Source organism: Slackia sp., from assembly GCF_977041755.1.
Map to the genome: position 1 here is coordinate 1 of NZ_CDRRGL010000160.1, position 3,908 is coordinate 3,908.

2 protein-coding genes are annotated in these 3,908 nt (G+C 57.0%); both read left to right on the top strand.

Features of this window, described 5'->3' with window-relative positions:
• Positions 1 to 1,540: DUF3825 domain-containing protein (locus ACWI8T_RS08850; protein WP_449138680.1), on the top strand; the 1,540-nt coding region annotated here is incomplete at its 5' end.
• Positions 1,541 to 1,779: 239 nt separating this feature from the next.
• A complete protein-coding gene (locus ACWI8T_RS08855; protein WP_123219503.1) occupies positions 1,780 to 3,873 on the top strand; it encodes a glutamine synthetase III family protein in 2,094 nt (697 codons plus the stop codon).
• Positions 3,874 to 3,908: the final 35 nt, after the last annotated feature.

Genomic DNA, 3,908 nt, shown 5'->3' on the forward strand with positions numbered 1-3,908 from the left:
TTCTCAGGGAGCATTGCGCATGCACAACGCGAAAACGATTAGCTTCCCAACGCATATCGAAATGGCGAATGGCGAGGCCGTTGAGATCTCTATCTCTGAGAATGCACAGGAAGGCGGGCCTGCGTGGTTTCTGTCGTATGTTCCCATCGTCGAGCATATGAAGCTGCGTCGCGATTGCGTTGCCGAGGCGAAGGCCGAATCGGAAAAGCCCCGACTCCCCAAAGAGCCGCTCCCGGCGCTTATGGAGGACGGTTTTGCGGGTATGCAGGAATCTGAAGATTGTCTCGTGAACCCTGTGCCCCTCGCCGTTTTGAACGAGCTCGATTCAATGGATGCCGAGTTTTCTTCGTTCGTCTGGGTGTCGCAGCGCCGCAACGAGCAGATTGCCGAATATGAGCAGCGCAATATCGACGTATTGGCATTGCTGAATCGCGATTGGGACTATGCGCTGTCCAACCGCGTGCTTCGGTATTACGAAGGCAAGGTCATTTTCCCCGTGAGCATCGTGCGCGACGACGGAGAAACGCTCGTCGAGGTTTCCATCAAACGCGATCGCGGGGCGGAAAGGCCGGGCGCACTGCCGTGGCATGTCTGCTTCGTGGACAATTTCGCTCGGCAAAAGGTGCGCGCTGGCCACGCGCTTTTCGATTGGGCCTACCTGGGGAATTTCGACGATACGATCGAAAGCCTTGCCGAGATGGCGCTCGCTGAAAAGTGGGGGTTCGAAGCCGACGACGAGCCAAAGTCGAATTCGATTCTCAAAAGCTATCTCACGTATACCTTCTATAGGTTGCAGGCTGAGGGCAAAGTGCTCGAAAGCCGCGAAAGGGGAATTGCCGCATTCAATACGGGTCTCGTCGACGCAACGTATGAGGCGATTTATGCGTGCTTCTCCCCGTCGAACATGGAGCAGCCTTGGCGCTTCGAGGCGTTCTGCAAAGCGGGTTCGAGAATGTGGGGAAAGAAGCTCGTGGCTTCGTTTGAGCCTCTGCCACAAAGGGCGTCGTATGTCGAAAAGAAAGACGACCTACTTTTTGACGGAAGTCGAACGCTTCAGCGCGATGTCGACCACATTCTTCTCGACAATATCGACCGATTGCCGCAGGCGTTTCTCGCCGAAGAGCTTCGTGGCGCAGATGATGCGATAGAGGCGCTCGACAAAACGATGCATGCCGAGGACGACACGTCGAGACGCGCCGCGTACGATGAGCTTCGCGAGGCTGTCGAGGACAACGTGAGAATCAAGCGCAGGCTTATCAATAGGCTTGATGACGCTATCGAGCTTGCTCAAAAGCGTGTCGAGTGGAATTTCAAAACGGCCGTTCCAGCGTTTTATCCCACAAAGAACACGATGAGCCTGCTTCTTCCGCTCGATCTTACCGAAAATGAGCAGCCCGATGTCGCGCTTGTCGTTGAGCTTATGGAATCGGGGGCCTATATTGGGCAAACGATCCTTACCATGAAGATGGCTTACAACAATGCAAGGCTCATTTGTCGGCCCGACAGCGATTGGCTCAACACGTCGCTGCGCCTTTCTTAAAAACTATGAAGAGCGCCCCGCTTTGATATGAAGCGGGGCGTTTTGCTTGCGGGACATACACCCCTTCGTCGTGCGACGACCGTCTTGCATTGATTCGTATAGTTTTTGCCGCTTGCGCGCTTTAGGCGGCGAAAGCGCACGCATACCGTTAGAATGGCTTTCGAAACATGGTGGAAACTTTTATGAAGGCACGCCACGGCCTCGTTTTCACTGAACGAACAATCGATTTAGGAGCCCACATGAACGCCGACCTCACGAGTCGTTATGGAACCATGGTCTTCTCCGATCACGTCATGAAGGAATATTTGCCCTCTGACGTGTACAAGAAGCTTTCTGAAACCGTGAAGGAGGGCAAGCCGCTCGATCTTGACGTGGCAAACGCCGTCGCCCACGGCATGAAGGAATGGGCCCTCAAGCATGGCGCCACGCATTTCGCGCACTGGTTCCAGCCCCTTACGGGCATCACGTCGGAAAAGCACGATGCTTTTCTCGATCCGGTGGGCGATGGCACGGCGATTGTGAAATTCTCGGGCAAGGAGCTCGTTCAGGGCGAGCCCGATGCATCGAGCTTCCCCAATGGCGGTTTGCGCGCAACGTTTGAGGCGCGCGGCTATTCCGCGTGGGATCCCACGAGCCCCGCATTCATTAAAGACGAAGTGCTGTGCGTGCCCACGGCGTTTTGCTCGTATTCGGGCGAGGCGCTCGACAAGAAGACTCCGCTCCTGCGCTCTATGGCCACGCTCGACAAGCAGACGAAACGCGTGCTTGCGCTGTTCGGCAAAAATCCCGCTCACGTCACGGTCAATGTGGGCACCGAGCAGGAATACTTCCTTATTTCTGAAAAAGATTACGAGCGTCGCCAAGACCTCATCGTGTGTGGCCGTACACTGTTTGGCGCGCCGCCGTGCAAGGGCCAAGAGCTCGACGAGCATTACTTCGGCGCCATTCGCCCTACGGTGAATTCGTTTATGAAAGAGCTCGACGACGAATTGTGGGGCTTCGCGGTTGCCGCGAAAACCAAGCACAACGAAGTCGCGCCTTGCCAGCATGAGCTCGCCCCGGTGTTTTGCAACGTGAACCGCGCGGTTGACGAGAACCTGCTCACCATGGAAATGATGAAGCTGCTCGCGAGCCACCATGGCCTCGTGTGCTTGCAGCATGAAAAGCCGTTTGAGGGCATTAACGGCTCGGGCAAGCACAATAACTGGAGCTTCGGTACCGAGGACGAGAACCTGCTTGACCCGGGCGACACGCCTGAGGCGAACTTGCAGTTCATCGTATTCCTTACCTGCGTTATTGAGGCGGTCGACAATTATCAAGACTTGCTGCGCATGAGCGTTGCAAGCTGCGGAAACGATCATCGCTTGGGCGCGCATGAGGCTCCGCCGGCCATTATCTCGATCTTCTTGGGCGATGAGCTTTCGAGCATCATCGACGCGCTTACTTCGGGCGAAACCGCCGCGCACACGCTGCGCGAGCAGCTCGACTTCGGCGTTGACGTGTTGCCGAACCTCGAGCGCGACACGACCGACCGCAATCGTACGAGCCCCTTCGCCTTCACGGGCAATAAATTCGAATTCCGCATGCCGGGCTCGAGTGTGAACGTGTCCGACGCGAATACCGTGCTCGACACCGCCGTGGCGAAAACGCTCAAGGAATTCGCCGATGCCATGGAGGCGCGCGGCGACATGGAATTCGAGCATGCCGCGCTCAATTGGGTTCGCAAGAGCCTGCAGGCGCACAAGCGCATCCTGTTCTCGGGCGACGGCTATTCTGAGGAATGGCATGTCGAAGCCGAGCGCCGTGGCCTGTGCAACTTCGCCACGACCGCCGATGCGTTGCCGTGCTTCGTTGCCGAGAAGAACCTCGAGCTGTTCTCTGAGATGGGCGTGCTTTCGCCCGTCGAGGCACGCAGCCGTTACGAGGTGAAGCTTGAGAAGTATAACAAGCTCATGAATATTGAAGCGAACACCATGGAAGTCATGGCGCGTCGCACGTATTTGCCCGTGATCAGCGCATATGCCACGAAGATCGCCAAGGGCATTACCACGGTGACCGCCGCGATGCCCGATGCGCCCATGTCGCACGAGCACCGCGAGCTCAAGACGCTCACCGAAGGCGTGAACGCGATTTACGATGGCCTCGATGCTTTGCGCGATGCCCATGTCGCGGCCGAAGCGATTGCCGATTCCCAAGAGCAGGCCAACGCGTATGCCCACAAGGTGCGCCCCGCGATGGATGCGCTGCGTGCCGCGGTTGACGCCATGGAGCCTATTGTCGCAAGCGACTATTGGCCCGTTCCGACGTACGACGACATGCTTTTCTACTGCTAGTCTGGCCTTGCGGCTAGACTCATGGGCTCGTGCTC